The organism is Microcystis sp. LE19-41.2A, from assembly GCF_027530405.1.
In the GTDB taxonomy this organism is placed as follows: domain Bacteria; phylum Cyanobacteriota; class Cyanobacteriia; order Cyanobacteriales; family Microcystaceae; genus Microcystis; species Microcystis aeruginosa.
Window position 1 is genome coordinate 1 of record NZ_JAPZQJ010000635.1, and the last position, 19,647, is coordinate 19,647.

Consider the following 19,647-nt stretch of genomic DNA (forward strand, 5'->3'; position numbering starts at 1 on the left):
CACTTGTTCTCGATAACAAGATGTTATTATTTTTTTTAGACCTAACTTTTTGAAGTTTGCAGCAAAATACTTAAAAAAGTTACTAATTCGGGGGTCATCGCAATTGCAATAAACTACTTTATTTTCAAAATGACTTTTATAATGTTGCAACTCGCTTTCTATATCTGAAAGTTGTGTATAAAACTCGTCACTTTTTAATTTTTTAGCATTTTGCAATAATTTATTTGTCGCATTTCTTACCATGTTCAACCTTTTTTGATTTAAAAATGTTTTGTTTTTATTTACTTTTGGTTATCTGATTAAATATTTCACTGCCTAATACTTGAAGAGAGGTTTTAGAAATTTCAAGCATAATATCAAACATTTTTTTGATAAGTAGGGAGGCACAATTATTTGTAGGATGGGTTAGCGGTAACGTAACATGATCGGGGGTTGGGTTTCATGCTTCTAATACTAAATCCGTTGAGTAACGCACAGAAAACGGGTTTCTCCGAGAAACCCGTTTTCTGCTCATGCAAAAGGCAAAAAGGGGAATAAATAATCAGTCTTTAATAACCAGATTTAGTATAACTTCACAGTTTCAATCAATGTGCATGGTGCGTTCCCAAAAATCGATCGCCGCAGTAGCAGGACTTGCATTAGGGAACGCACCCTACGGCGATAGCTGCTGCTTTCTGCTACGGGTAATGTATGTATAACGTTGGCAATCAGCGGCTCGCGACCTTGGACGATCCACACCGCCCGATTTTATCGCGAGTCCGCTGCATTGCGTTGTTCGCCGATGGGAGAATCGTCAATCCGGTAGTGCTCTACGGACAGCTTTCTTCCGAAAGCCTCCATACCGGCGGGAATCACTGGTGTGTTCCATTCCGGCCCTGCGAAGGCGACCAAAGCATCTTCGTCGCGCCATCGGGTGATCATGGAATACGTGTTGGGCGCCCATCGAGTAGGCATCCCAATCTCGCACGAAAGATTGCCGGGGGCTCGCGTGACTGCATCGACGGACAGGGAGCGAAACCCGGCCTCAAAAGCGGAACGGGTTGATGGATCAATCTCGACACGAAAGATGCGAAGAATCATGGCTGGTTGGCGAACTACATATTATACAGAAACTTTCTGTCTAACACTCTCCAGAGTAACGATAGGTGGAAACTTTCGGCATATTCCCCCATTTTACTGCAATCGCCGGAACTTTTCCCCATATTATACCCAAGAGCGTATTAGCCAGATTAAACAACCTCTTTTAAGTGGATTCCTAACAACAAGCTGAAATAAAATAGACTTTTCGGGAAGTGTAGCACTAATTCTTCAATCCACCCCACAATTACCTAATTTTCGGGGAAAAAGTGCCTAAATTTTGCCACTGATCGCTCCTGTGTCCGACACTTTTTGATGAACAAAAAAGTCTAAAAGTTTTATCCAACAAGGTTTTTAGCTCTATTCAGCCAACCCTATTTATTGGTGTACTTGCAAATGAAGGACATAATGACCTAAAATCAGGTTATCTGACCATAATTCGTACTCTAGACGCAAATATTCGGGGAAATTATCCCCCTCTAATTGGAGACTACGGGTATAGTTGCGGAGGCGAAAAGCGTAACCCGGTTGAGGACTTTCGGCATTTAACCAGTAGCGACTGACACCAAAAACCCCTTGCTCCCAAAAATGACGATAGGCGAATTTTCCCTGGCCCTGCATGGTCATAATTACCCGGTTGGCCGAAATTTCCAGCCAAATTAACTTATTTTGATTATTTTCGGGTTTAAGTGTCTCTATTTCTGCGAGAGCCACCGGTGGTTGATTGAGGAGAAGATGAAACCGGTGGCGATCCTTTTGGTAGAGGGTAGCGGCAGTGTCTAAAGAGGAGAGGATGGGTAGATCTGTCGAGAGCAGACAGAAGGAAACGGGACGGCGGTGATGGGCAAGCATAGACTAGACTTAATGGTGTCCTTATCTCCACAATAGTGGATTCTCCGCCCACCGCTACCGGCACCGGAAATTTTTTTGAGAAAAAATCCAGAAAACACTTGCATTATTGAGGGACTTATGATTATAATTATTAATTGTGAGTAGCTTTCCTCGGTAGCTCAGTGGTAGAGCGGTCGGCTGTTAACCGATTGGTCGTAGGTTCGAATCCCACCCGGGGAGTTAATCAAAAATAGCAGCGGCAATAGTTTTTATTGCCGCTTTTTGATCTTACTAGAGAATTTCTGCGATCGCATTTTCTGGGCCGACTAGAGAAATGTAAGGATTTTGAAAATATTTACTGGCTACCGATCGCGCTTGTTCGGCAGTAATCTGATTAATAGAATCCAGGAAAGTGCGATCGAATTCAATCCCCAAACCTAAGCTTTCATACCAACCGTATAATTGAGCGATTTCGGCGTTAGTTTGTTTACCGAGAGCATATTGACCCAATAACTTATTTTTAGCTGACTGTAACTCCTCTTCACTCAAAGTTACTTTATATAACCTTTCTGCTTCCTGACGCAATCCCGACAGGGCCATGGCTGTGTTTTGGGGTGCAGTTCCCATATAAATGACAAATTGGGAAGAATCGAGACGGGTGGGATAAAAAGCGGAAACATCGTAGGCTAATCCCCGTTTTTCTCGCAATTCCACGAATAAACGACTAGATAACCCATTCCCCAGATAGGTACTCAATAATTTTAAAACGGCATAATCATCCTCTTGCACAGAAGAGCCGGGGTATCCTAACATAACGATCGCCTGTTGACTAGCTTGGACGGTAGTTAAACAGGTGGGCTGAAAATCAAAAGCGGCCGGGGGTAAACTAGATAAAGGAAGATCGGGAATTGACCAACTGCCAAAAATTTCCGTCACTGCTTTTACTGCTTGCTCTAGGGTAATACGGCCAGAAAGACTAATCACTAGGTTATCGGGACGGAAAAAGCGACTATGATAGGCCTGCATATCCTCCCGTTGCAATTGCGAAACCGTTGCCTCCGTACCCAATAAAGACATACCATAGGGATGATCGGGGTACATAGCTGCGCGTAATTGATTAAAAGCCACATTAAAAGGCTGTTCCAATTGAGAGCGAATGCTTTGACGGGTGAGATTTTTCTCTAATTCGATTTCTGGAGGGGGAAAACTGGGAAAACGAATAATTTCCGCCGCTAGACGCAATATATCTAAAAAATCCTTGGTAACGGTCTTTAAACTAACCACAAAATAATCAGTCCCCGTGTCGGCGCTTAAACCGGCTCCCGTGGACTCAACGCGATCAGCAATTTCTAGGGAAGATAACTTTTCTGTACCTTTGGTGAGCAGCACTGCTAACAGACGAAATAAACCCGCTTTTTCGGTTTTTTCCCAACGAGTACCCGCATTTTTGAGAAAAATCCTCCCCGCAACTAACTCCACGGCCGTATTTTCCACCACTAAAAGGGTGATGCCATTTTCTAAGGTTAAGCGGTGAATTGGGGAAGCGGACATCGTTTATTCACAGGGTTGCATTATTGTAATAGCATATCGCTCCGGGGAGAGATACTGACGAGCGAGACGCTGGAGATCTGACGGTTGCAAACTTTGGATAACTTGGGGATAGATCGTTGCTAGGTCGGCAGCTCTCAGGGTTTGATAATATCCATAAAGTCCCGCTAATTGGCCCGGGGTTTCTGTGGAGAAAATATAATCGTTAGCTAATAACTGTTGAGTGCGGTGTAATTCTGCGGGGGTGACGGGATGATCGTGCAGATGTTGGAGATGTTCACAGATAATAGCTTCAATTGCCGCGGTTTGTGAGCTAGATAGCCAAGCGCCGATGGTAAAGAGACTGGAATCTCGTTGCAGGGAAAAATTACTGTTAATATCGAGGACGATTTGTGCTTCTTCCCGCAGCTGTCGCACTAACCGCGAACAGCGTCCCCCAGCAAGAATTACCGATAGCAAGTCTAATCCAAAGGCATCCTCTAGGCGATCGCATCCCGGTCCAGTCCATCCCATCAAGAGACGACAATGTTCTAGGTGGGGTAAATATACTTGGGAGCGACGAATTTCGATCAGGGGGGGTTCGGCAGCCACTAGATGGGGAGGGGATTCCGAGGGGACGGGAAATTCCCGAAAAGATTGCCGGATAATTTCTAAAGCTGGTTGGGGTTCAATTCCCCCGATAATCGCCACACACATATTTTCCGGTTGATAATAGGTGCGATGGAAACAGCGCATTTGATTGGGGGTTAATTGCTCTAAACAGGGTTGATCACCTAGAATAGAGCGTCCGTAGGGATGGTTTTGATAGATACTTCCGCAGAGGGTTTGGTAGGCAATCCAATCGGGATCATCATAACAGGCCCGTAATTCTTCTAAAACTACATCTTTTTCCCGATAGAATTCCTCATCGTCAATCTCAGCATGGAGGAGAATTTCGGCCAGATGGGGTAAGGTATGTTCAATTTGATCCACACTGGTGGTGAGATAGAAGTGTGCATAATCGTGACTGGTGGCAGCGTTGGTCATTCCGCCACAATTTTCGATTAAATAGTCGAAGAGTCCGGGGGGAAGTTTTTTCGTCCCCTTAAAGATCATGTGTTCGAGAAAATGGGCCATACCTAACCATGGGTCGGGTTCAGCGATCGCACCTGCTTTCACCCACACATCCACCACCACCACAGGAGTCACGGGTAAATACTGATGAATTACGGTTAAGCCGTGATCTAATTGCCATACCTGAGCGGGAAAAGAACTTGTTTGACACTGCGCTATCGACTTGATCAATGTCCGTTAACCAGATTTTTTGTTAAATTCTATACATATGTTATCTTATCTCTTGCCTGCTCAACCATTAAAAAACTTTTGTCATGATTTCTAGACAATTCTCCCAAATATCAGCCTTATCGGTGATCAGTGATCAGTTATCAGATGTGATACTAAATCCGTTGAGTATAGGCTACATATCAAGACAGGCAAAAGGCCCTCATGCAAAAGGGAGAATAAATAATCAGTCTTTAATAACCGGATTTAGTGTGATACCAAATCCGTTTTTAATAGTGTGATTGACTCTCAAGTTATGAATTGTTTCTCCCCACACCCCACTCTCCTATACTTTTTAAACAGGATTTAGTATGAGTTTTCGGTTCACTGATTACTGTTTACTGTTTACTGATAACTGAAAAACCCCCTATGACAGAAAATAGAGATAACTTCAACGAAACTTATAATGCACTAATTGAGCGCATTGTCAATCTAACTTTAGAAGGAAAAATTAGGGCTAAATCACAGGTTTATAACCTTTTAGCCGAGGCAGTAAAAAATGGCACAGGAGAAATTTTTGAGCGTTGTTTAACCGAAAAAATAATCGTTACTCGCTCACAGTTAGAAACAAAAATTAAAGCGACTAGGGTTTTGCGGGCCCTGGAAACGATCGAAAGTGAATGGGAAAAATATCAAAAAACCAATCAGCAAAATTCTCTCACTGCAGCGGCGATCGATAATCTGGTGAAAATCGATCGAGAGGATCGTTTACTGACTTTAGTAAATTTAATTGATCCCAATCAAAATAATGCTTTAACCCTAGAACAATTACAACAGTTAGCCAAGCATTTACAGACAGTTTCTCAGCAGCGGGGAGAAGCGGATTTATGGCAAATTGCCACGGGGATTAATCTGGGGTTAAATACTTGGTCAAATTTATCGAATGATCTCACCAGTTGGCTCTACGAACAAAATCGCAATCTTGGTTTTACTAATGACAATGAGCGAGTGACTCCTTGGCAAATTTGGGCAAGTAAAGTTAATCCCTCTTGGTTAAAACGAGTCTTAGAAAGTTTAGCTAATCAACAAGCTTTTCATCCTCTCACTCAGGATTTAACTTTAACCGATTGGGTAGAAACTGCTATTGTTTTTCAATATATCCAAAGAGGACTAATTAACTTTTTTGATCAGCGCATCTATAGCGAAAAATTAGGAGCCAAATTATCCATCTCTACCTTTCTCACCTTTGCTTTAATTTGGTCGCTGTTAACCAATAGTTTCGAGCAAGTTAGTAAAAATTCTCTCTATAGTCGGGGCTGTTTTCAGATGGCTTTACAAATTCTGAGAACCTTTGCTCAACGGGATTATTTTCCTTTATACGGAGGAATTTTTGCCTCCTTTTCTGGCAGTTATCTCAAGGATGCGTTAGACTATTTATCAATTCCTCTGCGTTATGTGGAAGGCACGGGAGAAAAGGCGAGAATTTTAACTTTAATTGCCTATTCTAATCGCATTCGCGGCGACTATCGACAGGCCAGAGAATGTCATCAACAAGCTTTAGAAATTGCCCGTCAACAACAGGATTATGCTTGTGAAATAGCTAATTTAAACCATTTATCCCGTCTCAATGCTATCCAGAAAAACTATGCAGAAGCGATTAATTTAAGTCAGAGAGCTTTAATTTTAAGTCGTCAACAGGGTAATAGTTTAGGACAGGCTAACGCTTTAGCTAATTTGGGTTATAGTCAGGTACAGGAAGCGCAACAGTTAGAGAGATACGATCCCGAAATTTATCAAAGTTCGATCGAGTATTTACAGCAGGGATTAAAGTTAGCGGAAAGTCTCCAAGATTGGCAGAGTAAATCCCTTTGTTGTAGCAGTTTAGGTCTAGCATATATTATCCTCGAAAGACCCCAAGAAGCGATTAATATTCTCCTGCAAGGATTGGAATCGGCCAAATACTACGGAGATGTATATCTGCAAGGTTTATTACTAACTTATTTAGGCGAAGCTTACTATCAAGACAAGAATTTTGAACAGGCAATTTATATGGGTTCTCTAGGAATGTATTGGCTACACGAAATCGGTGCAGTAGAATGGCGACAAGCTGCTAGTCTATTAACGGTTATTCGCGGCAAAAATATCGCAGCTTTTGAACAGACTTTCAGTCTGGAACGTTCCTCCCTGATTAAATCAATTGGACTGGAAGGCTACCAATATATCTCAGAAATTCTCAGCAAATATCAACAGGGTAATTAGTGAATACACAGCCTAAATTATTAATTAATCTCTCGGTACTTTTTCCCCAACCCACGGGAATCAGTACCTACATTCTTAACCTCTTACCCTACCTGAAAAATTTAGAACCAACCCTACTAACAGCTAATAGTTATCCCGACTTTAACTGTTATTCTATCCCCAAAGGTCTCGGCCCCGATCGAGGAGCGAAAGGTCATTTAAAACGCTTACTCTGGACTCAGTTTCGGTTATCGTCAATTTACCGACAATTAAAGGCCAATTTACTCTTTTCTCCCCTTCCAGAAGCGCCGATAAATTCTCCCTGTCGCTTTGTCGTCATGGTCCACGATTTAATTCCCCTGCGGTTTCCCAGTTTTACTTCCCCCTTAACTCACTATTTCCGTTATTATGTGCCGCAGGTATTACAACAGGCAAAACATATTATCTGCAACTCTCAGGCAACGGCCAAAGATATCACTGAATATTATCAAATTCCCGCCGATAAAATTACTTCTATTCCCCTAGCCTACGATCATCATCACTTTCGCCCTATTCAAGATGATAAGCCAGAGCATCCCTATTTTCTCTATCTCGGTCGTCCCAATCCCTATAAAAATTTACCGCGTTTAATCGCCGCTTTTGCCCAACTGCCCCCAGATTTAACAGATTATCGTCTTTGGATTGCCGGCAGCTTTGATCGCCGTTATACCCCCAATTTACAACAACAAGCGCGGGAATTAGCAGTCAGCGATCGCATTAAATTTCTCGACTATATCCCCTACGATCACCTACCCAAAGTTATCAGTCAAGCCACTGCTTTAGTCTTCCCCAGTCTCTGGGAAGGCTTCGGATTGCCCGTTTTAGAGGCTATGGCCTGCGGTACACCCGTCATTACCTCAAATTTGTCATCTTTGCCCGAAGTCACGGCAACAGCGGCAATTTTAATCGATCCCTATCGAGTCGAGTCCCTGGCCGATGCCCTGAAAATTATCGCTCAAGATCGACAATTACAGTCAAAATTAAGTCATCTAGGCAAAAAACGGGCCGATGAGTTTAGTTGGCAAAAAACCGGTCTAGCTACGGCCGCAATCTTAAATCAATATCTAGGGTGTGCTTAACTGACAGCGTTTCCCTTCAAGATGAAGTTTAACCTGATCGGTCATCGTCGGAAAAAGAAAAATAATTTGACAGATCGGCAGCATTTGCTGTAGGATTGATGATCGTGACCTCAATTGGAGAGATGGCCGAGCGGTTGAAGGCGCAGCACTGGAAATGCTGTTTAGGGGTAACTTTAACGAGGGTTCGAATCCCTCTCTCTCCGTACCCAAAGCATCTTATAGGTAGGGTTTGCGGCAAAAAGTAAAAAGTAGGGTGCGTTAGACGGCAAAAATTGCTGCTTTGACTTGAAGGTGACAATCCGTCGTAACGCACCACCTATCATCAACTAAGTAGGGTTTGCGGCAAAAAGTAAAAAGTAGGGTGCGTTAGACGGCAAAAATTGCTGCTTTGACTTGAAGGTAACAATCCGTCGTAACGCACCACCTATCATCAACTAAGTAGCCGGTTACAATTAAAGAACAGGAACCAAAAGCCTGTCCCAATATCTAGAGCAATGTTAAGATTTTCTAAAGTCAAGATATAGGTCTTGACAAAATCGGGGGGAGGGGCAAGAATAAGACATACAATGATTTGCCCCTGATTGAGAAAATAATAGTAACTATGTAGGCGTTGCTGATTTGAGATATGAATCTTCTCTTGTGGGATTTTTAAAACCTAGACCCAAACTAACTTTTGGATACGATGCACAGTTGGCATTCATACCTTGATTCAGCAAGGCCTAATTTTTCTCAGAGGGAAGTCAGTGTGTTAATTTAGTTTTGGGAGAGTTTCGGAATATGAAAACTTCGACGGCAATAAAAAGATTACCGGTAGCTGCTGTAGGAGCTACCTTTGTGGTTCTAGGAGTCACAATTGCCAATGTTCAAGCTAGTACTTTTACTTACATAGCAGGGGTTAATGATAACTTTTCTCTAAGTAACGGTACTGAATTATCGAGTCCAAGTGCGAGTCTTTTGGCTTTTGCGACAAATTCAGGTGCATTTCCTTTTTTCTACACGAATAATTTTGATGATCCTAGCATTGACAAACAGTTATTTCATACCTTCACAGGGTTGCCAAGTAATATTACATCAGCAACCTTAGAATTTCGAGCCAAACCTAATGGCGGAGGCTCGGACAATGACGCTATTACGTTAGCTTTTGGGTACACGGGGTCGAATATTAATTCACCTTCTTTTATCTCGCGTTTTGGTGCCACAGGAATACTCCCTAATTTGTGGAACACAACGAACTATCCGTCTGGTCAGGTTTTTACCCTCAATCTCGCCGCTTTGCCACCGTTGCAAGCTGCTGGAGTAAGCAATCTTCTTCCTGGTTTAAATAGTAATGGATTTCTCGATATCAGAATTAATGATGATACCAGTGTTGATTATCTGAAACTGACGCTGACCACCTCGGTACCGGAATCTTCATCCATCTTAGGATTAGGATTAATCGGAGCATTGGGAGTAGTTTGTTTGCTCAGAAGAAGTTCCTCAGTATAGCGTTTCTCAGATGAGTGGGGTACATTTCTGACTCTCAAAGCTACTTTTGGCTGATTGACGCGGCAAAGATCTGGAGTGAACCCCCCATCTAATTCCTCGTCGGTAAACCATCTTTACACTTAGCCAACCAGTCCAATAAACTATCTAACTGCTGTGGTGGTTTTAGCGCTCCTAAACCCCTAACCGTCACCTGTTTGGGACTATAAACAAAGCGTGATTGTATATGTTGGGGTAGGTGTTCTTGTAATAATTTCCACGCTGGCTCTTCCATGGGAGTTTCGAGGATAATATGCTGTTTTCCGTCGGGTTTAATTCGCGAAAAACCGAGGGACTTAGCCAGATGTTTTAACTCGATTACCTTAAATAATTGTGCCACCGGTGCAGGAATTGCCCCGTATCTATCGACTAAATCGGCGGCAATTTGTCCTAAAGTTTTCTGAGAATTAGCAGTAGCGATCGCCCGATAGACATCCATTTTCTGCTCCAGATCGGATATATAATCGTTAGGAATAAATGCCGTCAATTTCAGATCGATTTGGGTATCCTCCACTTGAGGAATTTCTTGACCTTGAATTTCCCGCAAAGCTTCCTGTAACATTTCCATATATAGATCAAAACCGATCGCTTCCATTTGTCCCGATTGTTCCGCACCTAATAAGTTACCCGCACCGCGAATTTCCAGATCCCTAGTCGCTAATTGATACCCCGATCCTAACTGGGTAAATTCTTGAATTGCCTTTAATCTTTCCCGAGCGGTTTCTGTTAGTTCTGCCTTGGCCGGATAAAGTAACCAAGCGTGCGCTTGTACTCCCGATCGCCCCACCCGTCCCCGCAGTTGATAGAGTTGCGCTAAACCGAATTTTTGGGCATCTTCAATGATAATCGTGTTAACTCTGGGAATATCTAACCCCGACTCCACAATAGTCGTACAGACTAAGATATCCGCTTCCCCATTATTAAAAGCTAACATGGTGGTCTCTAATTCAGCCTCATCCATACGACCGTGGCCGATGGCAATTCTAGCACCCGGAATCATCCCTTGAATTGCTGCCGCTTTTTCTTCAATTCCCTCGATTCTTGGTACTACATAAAAAATCTGTCCCCCCCGATCCAATTCATTGCGAATTGCCGTTCTAATCGCATCAGAATTATAACTAGAAAGGTGGGTTTGGATGGGACGACGAGAGGGGGGAGGTGTGGTAATTAAACTCATTTCTCGCACCCCAGAAAGGGACATATAAAGAGTCCGGGGAATCGGTGTCGCACTCAAGGTTAACACATCAATATTACTTTTAAAAGCCTTAATTTTCTCCTTTTGATTGACCCCAAAACGCTGTTCTTCATCAATTACCAATAACCCTAAATCTTTAAACTCCACCGCTTTACTCAATAACAACTGCGTCCCCACCACTATATCCAATTCCCCCGTTTTCAAGCGCTGGACGATATCTTTTTTCTCGGAATTGGTGCGAAAACGATTTAATAAACCCACATTAATGGGATAGGGAGCAAAACGTTCTTTCAGGGTGTGATAATGTTGTTGGGTTAAAATCGTTGTTGGTGCTAATAAAGCCACCTGTTTATGACCCGTGGTGACAGCTTTAAAAATAGCACGAATCGCCACTTCTGTCTTACCAAAACCCACATCCCCACAGACTAATCGATCCATCGGGCGATCGCTTTCTAAATCCCGTTTCACATCCTGTATCGCTTTCAGTTGATCAGCAGTGGGTTGGTAGGGAAAAGAATCCTCTAACTCCCGCTGCCAGGGATTATCCATCGGATAGGCAAAACCCGATTTTTGGGCGCGTTGGGCGTAAATATTGATTAAATCAACCGCTAACTTCTTAACTGACTTCCTGACGCGGGCTTTCGTCGCTTCCCACGCTTTGCCAGAGATTTTATGTAATTCTGGCTCTTGATTACCTGTATGACGATAACGGGAGAGATTATCAACAGAATCGGCAGGAACCCGCAATAATCCATCGGCATATTTAATAACTAGATAATCTCGACCTTGCACTACTCCGCTAATTGTGCTTTCCTGCTTTTCTAGTTTGATAAACTGCCCGATGCCATGGTGTTTATGTACTACAAAATCGAGGGGACGGAGTTTGTTCACATCCACCTGTACCGAGGCTGCTTGCCGACGTTTGCGGACGTAACCGGCAGTATTTAAAAGATGTTGCCCGAAGAACTCTCGATCGCTAACGACGACTATGCGATAGGTGGGCAGGATAAAACCTTCTAATTCAGCTAATCCTGAGTATTTTAGGGCTGTAGCGGTGTTTTGAATTATTAACCGCTCGATCGCCCCAAAATCGAGGGGATTGGGGATAAATTGGGCCGGGCAGTCGTGTTCCTGTAATAACGAGACTGTACGGGAGGGTTGGGCAGATATTAACCATGTAGCATACTTATTTACTTTAATACCGCTATAAATCTCTCTTTTTCCCCGTAAAATTTCCGCTAGTTTGGCGAATTGTCCCGGATTGGTGGGAATCGGACGACTGGAGAGATTAAGACTATTTTCGGAGAGGTGATCGTCTATTTCTGAGAGGTAGAGATGGGGAAATTTAACCGATATTTCCAAAGATTCGCCAAAAGAACGGTGAATTTGCGGTAAAGCTGGTTCTATCTCTTGCCAGCGTTCCCCAATATATTCTATCCAGCGATCGCTTCTAGCTTGACAGCTTTCCAGTTCATCAAAGGCAATAAGGGTATTTTCGGGGAGATAATCCAATAAAGAGGCAGGTTGACGGAATGCCAAGCCTAAAAATCGCTCAATTCCCTCTGGATAAATGCCATTAGCCAATTTTTCTCGCTCTTCGGCCTCCAGATAATCGGCCACTGTCGGGGGGAGAGAAGGGGCAATCATCGCCGCGAAGCTAGTGGGAGTAAGAAGCAGATTGGGGATAGAATCGAGGGATCTTTGGGTGGCAGGGTCAAATTCTCGCAATTTTTCCAATTCATCGCCGAAAAATTCTAACCTGACCGGTAATTCTGCCGAAACTGGGAAAATATCAACGATATCGCCGCGACGACTCCATTGCCCTTCGGTTTCTACCAGTGAAACCCTTTGATATCCTAATCTAGCTAGGGTTAGATCGAGGTTTTTGCCTTCTATAACCCTTCCTACCGCAAAATTATCGCCATATTTCTCGAAAACCTCTCTAGGGGGTAAATGGGGCTGCAGGGCTTTTTCGGTGGTAACGATCGCAATTCCGGCCTCTTGATGACTGATTGCCGATAATACCTGCATCTGTCCCCAAATCATCTCGGATTCCCGATTAAATCTCTCGTAGGGGCAAGCTTCCGAGGTGGGATAAAAGAAAACACCTTTCCACGTCATCGCTTCTAATTGTGCCGCCCAACGTGCCGCTTCTTCCAGATTGGCACAGATAATTAAAAGATTTTTTCCTTGACAACGGGCGAAAGCTGTGCTTATTAATCCTTTCGGTAAGCGGGCAAGACCAGTTAGGGTTAAATTGCCGTTTTTCTCCAGTTTTTGGATAAGTTCGGCAGTTAAAGGCGATTTTTCAATGTTGCGAATAACGGAGGCAAAAGTCATTTTTTAGTGATCGGCGCTCGGTTTTTAGTTAGGGTTTGCGGCAAAAAGTTTTTCGTGGGGACAGGGTGTGGGGTGTGGGGTGTGGGGTGTAGGGTGTGGGGTGTGGGGTGTAGGGTGTGGGGTGTAGGGTTTTACCGATTTTGAGGGGGTCAATTACCTAATTTTCAGGGAAAAAGTCCCCGAATTTTCCCCCCGATCACTCCCATGTCCGGTACTTTTTGATTTCCCCAAAAGTCTAAAAGTCTTACCCAACAAGGTTTTTAGATTTATTCAGCAAGCTTTAGTTGAGATCTCCTGAATTTAAACTGTCTCTTGAGAGTTTTAGTACAAATGCTCAGGCTTCCTCTCCCAACTCCGGCACTCCGGTGCAGTCTTAGCAAGTATCAGTTGTCAGTTCACCCACTACTTTTTGGGGTTAATTTTTTTGGGCTTTATTTGACTTGACCAGAGGGGGGTCGCAGGCGCACGGATTTTCCATTATCTATATAATATCATGTCAAGCGTTGGTTGGCAAGAGAAATTTTTAAAATTGCCAGCCAAGTCAGTACATCTATACGGAGAACGTAGGTTGGGTTGAAGCATGAAACCCAACGCCCGATTATGTTACGCTACCGCTAACCCATCCTACAAATAATTGTGCCTCCCTACTTATCAGTTGTGAGTTTTCATTTCAGCGACTACTTTTTGGGGTTAATTTTTTTGGGCTTTATTTGACTTGAACAGAGGGGGGTCGCAGGCGCACGGATTTTCCATTATCTATATAATATCATGTCAAGCGTTAGTTAGCAAGAGAAAATTTTTTAATTGGGAGCGAAAGATCGAAGGACGAAAAACCAGTACATCTATACCGAAATATTTTCAGAATGATAACGATTCTCACCGACTGTGATAAGATCAGAATCATAATCAGACTCAGTTAATCCGATGGGTAAAAATTTCCAGTTAACAGCGATCGCTTTAACCCTGACTATAGCCAGCTTAACAGCTTGTAGTGGTCCCTCGGTCAAGGAAGAGGAAGCAAAGACACCCTTACAGGTGACAGTGAGTATCGTACCGCAGGAATATTTCGTCAAACGCATCGGCGGTGATAGAGTTAGTGTTAATGCCATGATTCAACCCGGGACAGATCCCCACACCTATGAACCAAAACCCGAACAATTAAAAACCACAGCCCAATCGCAAGCCTACTTTAAAATCGGTGTATCCTTAGAAGATGCCTGGAAAGATCGCTTAAACAGTGTTAACCAACAGATGTTAATCATCGATACCAGTCAAGGGGTAGATAAAATCCCTTTGACAGCAGAACATAATCACGATCATGATCACGATCATGATCACAGCAAGGAAGAAAAACATCAAGCTGGAAAAAACACCCTAGATCCCCATATTTGGTTATCACCAAAACGAGTCAAAGCACAAGCAAAGACTATTTATCAAACCCTAGCACAACTCGATCCCGGTCAGGAAGCTATCTATCGGGCTAACTTGGAAAAATTCAGTCAGGAATTAGACGCATTAGATCAAGAAATTCGGCAAAACTTGGCAGGGATTAAAAACAAAAAGTTTATGGTGTTTCATCCCGAATGGGGCTATTTTGCCCAAGATTACGGTTTAGAGATGATTGCGATCCAAATCGAAGGCAATGAACCCAGTGCTGCCCAGTTAAGTCAACTAATCAAACAGGCAAAAAAAGAGAATATTAAAGTTATTTTTGCTCAACCAGAATTTAGCCAGAAAAGTGCCGAAACTATTGCTAGGGAAATTGGGGGACAGGTAATCCTTATCAGTGCCTTTGCTCAAAATTGGAGTGAAAACCTGCGACAAGTTTCCCAAAAAATGGCCACAGTTTTAAATCAGTAATTGCTTGTATATGTCAACGATCATTACCATTAATAATCTCTGGGCCGGCTACGAACAGGAACCTATCCTCGAAGATATTAATTTAACCATTGAAGAATTAGATTTCCTGGGAATTATCGGTCCGAATGGAGGAGGAAAAACTACCCTCCTTAAGGTTTTACTGGGATTAATTAAACCTTGGCGGGGAGAAGTCAGTATTTTGGGGCAAAATGTCGAAAAAGGTCGGGAATTAGTCGGTTATGTGCCGCAGTTTGTCGAATGCGATCGCTCATTTCCCATCACTGTGGGTGAGGTGGTAAAAATGGGGAGATTGAGCAGCAAAAAACTCTGGCAAGGCTATAGTAAAAAAGATGAGGTAAGGGTAGATAAAGCTTTAGATAGTGTGGGAATGTTAGCGTTGAAAAAAAGATCGATTGCTGAACTTTCGGGAGGACAGCGCCAACGGGTTTATATCGCTCGCGCTTTAGCGGTAGAACCCCGTCTCTTGATTTTAGATGAACCCACTGCTAGTGTCGATCCCCAAATGCGTGCTAGTATTTTTTCCCTGTTGCAAGAATTGAATGAGTGGATGACTATTTTAATTATTTCCCATGATCTGGGAACCCTATCTACCTATGTTAAATCGATCGGTTGTCTCAATCGTCGTCTCTATTATCACGGCCAAAAATCTCTCACTACCGCTATGCTAGAACAAGTGTATTGTTAAAAGTTTTCTCCCTTTCTACTGTCAAAACCCTTGACAAATCCCCGAACTTGACAGATACTTATATATACAATGGGAATCCGTGCCTTCCTACAGACCCTCTTTTTTTAGGTTAGATAAGCGTCAAGAAAATAAAAACCTAATACCTGACCAGCGCTAAAGACTTATACGAACAAGACTATCTTGCTTGGTTAGAAGAAACGGCCAAACAACTGCGACAAAGACAGACAGATGTATTGGATTGGGGAACCAACAGAGACAAAAATTATTATTATTAGTTGTAAATTTCATTATGACTAGGCTCAATGTAATCGCTGTTATTTTGTTGATTAAACTTTAAAATTGTCATTGCTTGGGATAGGAACGCCAAGGGCGATCGCTTACAATAGGGGGAAAACTTTTAGAAAGCAACCTTTATTACTATTCTTACTCATGCCCACTCTATCAAGCTTCTATGGAATAAAAATCACCATGAACTATAACGATCACAATCCGCCTCATATCCATGCCGAGTATCAAGATTATGAAGCAGTTATAATGATTCACACAGGTGAAGTTTGTGGTCAAATGCCCAAAAGAGGACTAAATCTAATATGGGAGTGGCTTGATCTACACCAATCTGAACTATTGGAGAACTGGGAAAATGCGCGTCAAAGAAAACCTCTTAACAGAATCGATCCCCTTCCCTAAAAAGGAGCTATTTCTTCATGTTATCTGTGTGGAATATCTGGATAAGTATCAATTAAAGCTAACCTTTAATAATGGAATAGAAGGGATTGTAGATTTAGAACAAGAATTGTATGGAGAAATCTTTGAACCCTTAAAAGATAAAAGTTTATTTCAAAAAGTATATGTAAATAGTCGGACAATAGAATGGCCAAACGGAGCAGACTTGGCCCCTGAATTTTTATTTGAAATTGCTCTCGACAAGCAACCAGTTAGTATAGTCGGTGATCCTGTAGGATACGCTAATAAAATGTAACGGACCAAATTGTTTTCTTAACAATAATTATCTGATTTGCGATTATTTTGGCCTTTAGTGCGATCAGGTTTTCTTCTCATGGTGTGATCGCTTTTTGATCAGGAGCGGCGATCGCTAATTGCCGTCTTGACTTAAAAGATAGTTACTTAACGCGCTTTTTTGCTTTTAATCATGATGAATTTGTAATTATTCTGCGTTACGCTAACACATCCTAGCGTGCTACTATTCTGGTCAGTGATTCTTTACAGTAACCAGACGCGATCGATGATTCAGACGGATCAACAGTTTCCTAGTGTCGGTAGTCAGACTAAGGGACTTTTGGTTAATGCGGATGGCTCTGTGGATCTCTATTTCGGGCCGAAACCGCTTGCGGGTAAGGAAAATAATTGGGTGCAGACAAATCCGGGCACGGGTTGGAATACGATTCTTCGGCTTTATGGCCCGCTTGAGCCTTGGTTTGATAAGACTTGGCGACCAGGGGAAATTGAGTTAAAGTAATCCTATTGAGAATCTGGCTGGATCGCCGATCTGTTGCTTGGGTTGAGGCAATGAAGCCCAACAACATTACCTTTTTTCTCTCTAACTAATAAAATTGGTGATCGCACTTTCACAAGCCAAAGCGATCACATTTTTAAAGTTTAATCAAGAATGAAGACTGCGATCACACAGTAGGATGTGTTAGCGCATAATAATTGCAAATTCATAGATGATTAAAAGCAAAAAGGCGCGTTAAGTAACGTATGTTACAGCGATAGCTCTTATCTCCTGTGCAACTGGACTTGACAACTCCTTTGTTTAAAAATACAATTCGGAATATAGAGTTTCTGATTCACAAGAGGTACATTCCCAATCCTGAACAGCCTAATCGGTATCGGCAAGGGTTTAACTGTGCCGCACAGATGCGAGAAGTGCTATAAACAATTTCTTGAAATATAGCGGAGTAAACAACGATGGCTACAATTTATGGTAACAATTCTAACAATTCGTTGAATGGAACTTCGTCCAGCGATACAATTTACGGACAGGCTGGCCATGACAACCTTTACGGTAATGGTGGAAATGATGTTATTTACGGTGGAACAGGAAATGATAATGCCTATGGGGGGATTGGAGATGATTGGTTGTATGGGGAGGACGGAAATGACAAACTTTTCGGCGATGACGGTCAGGATTATTTGAGCGGGGGGGCTGGAGACGACACTCTGACTGGTGGACTGGGAGATGATTATCTCATCGGAGACGCAGGAAATAATGTTTTGGGGGGCGGTTGGGGAAATGACGTTTTAATCGGTGGTTTGGGAATCGATGTTCTAGCTGGAGGACAAGAGAATGATACTCTGACAGGCGGGGCGAATGCTGATTTCTTTGATTTTTATTCCCCCACTTATGGGGTTGACTGGATTACCGATTTTTCTGTCATTGACGATACCATTCTAGTGTACAAGACGGCATTCGGTTTGTCTTCCAGTGGTGCAATTCTAAGCAATCAATTCAGCATCGGCTCATCTGCTACTACTGCATCCCATCGTTTTATTTACGATAGTGTTAACGGTGCATTATTCTTCGATTCCGACGGTTTGGGAGGTACTGCCCAAATTCAAATCGCTCTTTTAAATACAGGATTATTGCTGACTAATAACGATATCGTTGCGACGTAACGGAGTGCGATCGTTTTTTTTGTGATGGGGAGGGGTGGTCGTTTTTAGAAGGAGCAATTTTTTGGGAATAGTGCGATCATTTCTTGGGGATGAGCAGCGATCACTTTTGGGAGGAGCGCAATCACCGATCTTGTAGTGCGATCGTTTTTTGATGATGGGGAGGGGCGATTGCTTTTTGGGGAGGAGAAGGGGCGATCGCCTGCCCTGAGATTAATCTCTCAACAAAGCTCGAAAACCAGCTTGCTGAAAATGAATATCCGTTGTTAATGCTTCCGTTATTCTACGCTCTTCCATTACAATAAAAGAAATACAGTCAACAATTCCCCAATTTTTATCGTTTCTTTGACAATATAGTTGAAAAGCTTTTTGATAAAGAATTTCCGATAAGGGAATAACTGTCACTGTTCTGTCCTTTTCTAATGAGGACAATAATGTAATTGACTTAGAGCGATATTTTTGTTTAGATAAAGCATTGCCAATCTCTAAAATAATGGCTCTGGTTGTAACTAAAGGTGTTTTTGAAGCTTTTAATTGTTGGGCAATGGCAAGTGCTTTATGATGATAATCATCCGTAGATGAAGATAAGGCGATCGCATAACTTGTATCGAGAAATTTCTCAGGATTCATGCTCTTTTTCTTCACCATATAAATATTTATCTAGATTTTCTGACCAATCTGAGGGGCCGTCTAGTTGTAATGATTCTGCTGTCTCTAAAAAAGAAGTGAGTTCATTATTTTCATCCGATAAGTTATCAACAATAATGCGGACGCGAGTATTGGCCTTCAATGTAACGGGTTGCTCTGGATGAAAGACTTTTCCGTCAAATAATGCGTCAATAGAATTAAGCATGATCTGTTGGTGAAATGATTTTTACTTGAAATATCTATATTATAAATGTAACACACCAAATTGATTGTTATTCGCTGTCATCTTGTGGATTAAACTTTAAAACTGCCATTGCTTGGGATAGGAACGCAAAGGGCGATCGCTTTTTGATGAGGAGGAGGGGCGATCGCTTTTGGAGAGGAGGAGAAGCGATCTTGTAGGTTAAGTTGAGGTAAGGAAACCCAACATTACTTTTTCCCAAATTACCACCCAATATCTGAGTTATAATCAATACCATCAATTCTACACCTTAATCAAATAATTTAACTTATGTCTGCTACAATTCGTGAAGAACTTCACCAACAGATTGACCGATTACCTGATGACATTGTTGAAAAAATTGCCAACTTTACCCGATTAATTTCCCCTGAGCCAAACAACATTTCAGAATATACTAATTGGCAAGATGAAGACTGGCAAAAATTTTCAT

General features: G+C 42.4%; 19 protein-coding genes, 2 tRNA genes and 1 pseudogene. 12 read left to right on the top strand and 10 right to left on the bottom strand.

Annotated elements, in window-relative coordinates:
* The 3 genes from O9290_RS26005 to O9290_RS26020 form a co-directional block, all read right to left on the bottom strand.
* Positions 1-243, bottom strand: a 243-nt coding sequence (locus O9290_RS26005; protein WP_288087689.1) for an adenine-specific methyltransferase EcoRI family protein, incomplete at its 3' end; no start/stop codon positions are given.
* A gap of 504 nt (positions 244-747) precedes the next feature.
* Positions 748-1,080 carry an antibiotic biosynthesis monooxygenase family protein gene (locus O9290_RS26015; protein WP_002798459.1) on the bottom strand — a complete coding sequence of 111 codons (333 nt, stop codon included), beginning with the start codon at positions 1,078-1,080 and terminating at the stop codon, positions 748-750.
* 375 nt (positions 1,081-1,455) lie between these two features.
* On the bottom strand, positions 1,456-1,929 hold the full coding sequence (locus tag O9290_RS26020; RefSeq protein WP_287231043.1) for a hypothetical protein: 474 nt from the start codon (positions 1,927-1,929) through the stop codon (positions 1,456-1,458).
* A gap of 147 nt (positions 1,930-2,076) precedes the next feature.
* On the opposite strand from O9290_RS26020, the gene O9290_RS26025 reads away from it, so the two are divergent.
* Positions 2,077-2,148, top strand: a tRNA-Asn gene (locus O9290_RS26025).
* A 51-nt stretch (positions 2,149-2,199) separates the two neighbouring features.
* On the opposite strand, the gene O9290_RS26030 is transcribed toward O9290_RS26025, so the two are convergent.
* A complete protein-coding gene (locus O9290_RS26030; protein WP_288059310.1) occupies positions 2,200-3,459 on the bottom strand; it encodes a M16 family metallopeptidase in 1,260 nt (419 codons plus the stop codon).
* 3 nt (positions 3,460-3,462) lie between these two features.
* Positions 3,463-4,740 (bottom strand): M16 family metallopeptidase, encoded by a 1,278-nt coding sequence (locus O9290_RS26035; RefSeq protein ID WP_288059312.1) that lies wholly within the window; start codon positions 4,738-4,740, stop codon positions 3,463-3,465.
* Between the two features lie 405 nt (positions 4,741-5,145).
* On the opposite strand from O9290_RS26035, the gene O9290_RS26040 reads away from it, so the two are divergent.
* From O9290_RS26040 to O9290_RS26055, 4 genes are all read left to right on the top strand, one after another.
* Positions 5,146-6,975 carry a tetratricopeptide repeat protein gene (locus O9290_RS26040; protein WP_288059314.1) on the top strand — a complete coding sequence of 610 codons (1,830 nt, stop codon included), beginning with the start codon at positions 5,146-5,148 and terminating at the stop codon, positions 6,973-6,975.
* Entirely contained in the window at positions 6,975-8,072 is a 1,098-nt protein-coding gene (locus tag O9290_RS26045) for a glycosyltransferase family 4 protein (protein ID WP_288059316.1), read from the top strand. Before O9290_RS26040 ends, O9290_RS26045 begins: the two co-directional genes overlap by 1 nt.
* A 116-nt stretch (positions 8,073-8,188) precedes the next feature.
* A tRNA-Ser gene (locus O9290_RS26050) sits at positions 8,189-8,275 on the top strand.
* Between the two features lie 574 nt (positions 8,276-8,849).
* Complete coding sequence (locus O9290_RS26055; protein ID WP_288057049.1) at positions 8,850-9,557, top strand: PEP-CTERM sorting domain-containing protein; 708 nt, start codon at positions 8,850-8,852, stop codon at positions 9,555-9,557.
* A gap of 88 nt (positions 9,558-9,645) precedes the next feature.
* On the opposite strand, the gene mfd is transcribed toward O9290_RS26055, so the two are convergent.
* A complete protein-coding gene (gene mfd, locus O9290_RS26060; RefSeq protein ID WP_288087691.1) occupies positions 9,646-13,128 on the bottom strand; it encodes a transcription-repair coupling factor in 3,483 nt (1,160 codons plus the stop codon).
* A gap of 24 nt (positions 13,129-13,152) precedes the next feature.
* The gene (locus O9290_RS26065; RefSeq protein ID WP_288087695.1) at positions 13,153-13,281 is read right to left on the bottom strand and encodes a hypothetical protein; all 129 of its coding nucleotides are present in this window, start codon (positions 13,279-13,281) and stop codon (positions 13,153-13,155) included.
* 771 nt (positions 13,282-14,052) lie between these two features.
* Between O9290_RS26065 and O9290_RS26070 the strand changes: the two genes are divergently transcribed.
* The 7 genes and pseudogenes from O9290_RS26070 (at position 14,053) to O9290_RS26100 (ending at position 18,331) form a co-directional block, all read left to right on the top strand.
* On the top strand, positions 14,053-14,988 hold the full coding sequence (locus O9290_RS26070) for a metal ABC transporter solute-binding protein, Zn/Mn family (RefSeq protein ID WP_288056106.1): 936 nt from the start codon (positions 14,053-14,055) through the stop codon (positions 14,986-14,988).
* A 10-nt stretch (positions 14,989-14,998) separates the two neighbouring features.
* A complete protein-coding gene (locus O9290_RS26075; RefSeq protein WP_288056109.1) occupies positions 14,999-15,694 on the top strand; it encodes a metal ABC transporter ATP-binding protein in 696 nt (231 codons plus the stop codon).
* 143 nt (positions 15,695-15,837) lie between these two features.
* Positions 15,838-15,936, top strand: a pseudogene (locus O9290_RS26080) (DUF29 family protein); the annotation flags it as partial.
* Between the two features lie 187 nt (positions 15,937-16,123).
* Entirely contained in the window at positions 16,124-16,381 is a 258-nt protein-coding gene (locus O9290_RS26085; protein WP_002792623.1) for a DUF4160 domain-containing protein, read from the top strand.
* Positions 16,335-16,673, top strand: coding sequence for a DUF2442 domain-containing protein (locus O9290_RS26090; protein WP_012265313.1), 339 nt, complete (start codon positions 16,335-16,337; stop codon positions 16,671-16,673). The genes O9290_RS26085 and O9290_RS26090 overlap by 47 nt, the downstream gene beginning before the upstream one ends.
* A gap of 216 nt (positions 16,674-16,889) precedes the next feature.
* Complete coding sequence (locus O9290_RS26095) at positions 16,890-17,171, top strand: DUF1214 domain-containing protein (protein WP_288056111.1); 282 nt, start codon at positions 16,890-16,892, stop codon at positions 17,169-17,171.
* Positions 17,172-17,623: 452 nt separating this feature from the next.
* The gene (locus O9290_RS26100) at positions 17,624-18,331 is read left to right on the top strand and encodes a calcium-binding protein (RefSeq protein ID WP_288087693.1); all 708 of its coding nucleotides are present in this window, start codon (positions 17,624-17,626) and stop codon (positions 18,329-18,331) included.
* Positions 18,332-18,541: 210 nt separating this feature from the next.
* Here O9290_RS26100 and O9290_RS26105 read toward each other — a convergent pair whose 3' ends face one another.
* The 3 genes from O9290_RS26105 to O9290_RS26115 form a co-directional block, all read right to left on the bottom strand.
* Positions 18,542-18,958 carry a type II toxin-antitoxin system VapC family toxin gene (locus O9290_RS26105; RefSeq protein WP_288054934.1) on the bottom strand — a complete coding sequence of 139 codons (417 nt, stop codon included), beginning with the start codon at positions 18,956-18,958 and terminating at the stop codon, positions 18,542-18,544.
* Positions 18,948-19,181, bottom strand: a complete 234-nt coding sequence (locus O9290_RS26110) for a hypothetical protein (RefSeq protein ID WP_288054936.1) — start codon at positions 19,179-19,181, stop codon at positions 18,948-18,950. Before O9290_RS26110 ends, O9290_RS26105 begins: the two co-directional genes overlap by 11 nt.
* Before the next feature lie 67 nt (positions 19,182-19,248).
* Positions 19,249-19,455, bottom strand: coding sequence for a hypothetical protein (locus tag O9290_RS26115; RefSeq protein ID WP_287230803.1), 207 nt, complete (start codon positions 19,453-19,455; stop codon positions 19,249-19,251).
* Positions 19,456-19,647: the final 192 nt, after the last annotated feature.

Bases quoted from the DNA above. Each gene is read 5' to 3' on its own strand.
- O9290_RS26015 (WP_002798459.1), bottom strand. From the start codon at position 1,080: ATGATTCTTCGCATCTTTCGTGTCGAGATTGATCCATCAACCCGTTCC.
- O9290_RS26020 (WP_287231043.1), bottom strand. From the start codon at position 1,929: ATGCTTGCCCATCACCGCCGTCCCGTTTCCTTCTGTCTGCTCTCGACA.
- O9290_RS26030 (WP_288059310.1), bottom strand. From the start codon at position 3,459: ATGTCCGCTTCCCCAATTCACCGCTTAACCTTAGAAAATGGCATCACC.
- O9290_RS26040 (WP_288059314.1), top strand. From the start codon at position 5,146: ATGACAGAAAATAGAGATAACTTCAACGAAACTTATAATGCACTAATT.
- O9290_RS26055 (WP_288057049.1), top strand. From the start codon at position 8,850: ATGAAAACTTCGACGGCAATAAAAAGATTACCGGTAGCTGCTGTAGGA.
- mfd (WP_288087691.1), bottom strand. From the start codon at position 13,128: ATGACTTTTGCCTCCGTTATTCGCAACATTGAAAAATCGCCTTTAACT.
- O9290_RS26070 (WP_288056106.1), top strand. From the start codon at position 14,053: ATGGGTAAAAATTTCCAGTTAACAGCGATCGCTTTAACCCTGACTATA.
- O9290_RS26075 (WP_288056109.1), top strand. From the start codon at position 14,999: ATGTCAACGATCATTACCATTAATAATCTCTGGGCCGGCTACGAACAG.
- O9290_RS26085 (WP_002792623.1), top strand. From the start codon at position 16,124: ATGCCCACTCTATCAAGCTTCTATGGAATAAAAATCACCATGAACTAT.
- O9290_RS26090 (WP_012265313.1), top strand. From the start codon at position 16,335: ATGCGCGTCAAAGAAAACCTCTTAACAGAATCGATCCCCTTCCCTAAA.
- O9290_RS26100 (WP_288087693.1), top strand. From the start codon at position 17,624: ATGGCTACAATTTATGGTAACAATTCTAACAATTCGTTGAATGGAACT.
- O9290_RS26105 (WP_288054934.1), bottom strand. From the start codon at position 18,958: ATGAATCCTGAGAAATTTCTCGATACAAGTTATGCGATCGCCTTATCT.
- O9290_RS26110 (WP_288054936.1), bottom strand. From the start codon at position 19,181: ATGCTTAATTCTATTGACGCATTATTTGACGGAAAAGTCTTTCATCCA.
- O9290_RS26115 (WP_287230803.1), bottom strand. From the start codon at position 19,455: ATGGTATTGATTATAACTCAGATATTGGGTGGTAATTTGGGAAAAAGT.